Source organism: Pantoea rodasii (assembly GCF_002095465.1).
In the GTDB taxonomy this organism is placed as follows: domain Bacteria; phylum Pseudomonadota; class Gammaproteobacteria; order Enterobacterales; family Enterobacteriaceae; genus Pantoea; species Pantoea rodasii.
Map to the genome: position 1 here is coordinate 1 of NZ_MLFP01000081.1, position 279 is coordinate 279.

The 279-nt window shown below is 68.8% G+C and carries 1 pseudogene; it reads left to right on the top strand.

Annotation, left to right across the window (positions count from 1 at the left end):
- Positions 1 to 279 (top strand): annotated as a pseudogene (locus tag HA45_RS23430) (sensor domain-containing phosphodiesterase); the annotation flags it as partial.

The window sequence follows — 279 nt, forward strand, 5'->3', positions numbered from 1 at the left end:
CACCGCACCGCACCCGTTTGGCGCCGAGCAGGTCACCACCCTCAAGCTGCTGGCCGCGCTGGTGATGTCGTTTCTGGAGGCCTGGCACTCCGCCGGGTTTGCTGACCCGGTCACCGGCCTGCCTAACCGCCAGCGCCTCATCCGCGACCTGCAGTATCTGGCCGCCTCCGGTGACCGCACAGCCCGACGGCTGGTGCTGATTGACTGCATCGACATGCCGCGCGCCTACGAGCTCGCCCGCTCGATGGGCATGGCCCCGGTGGAGAGCCTGCTGAAGGA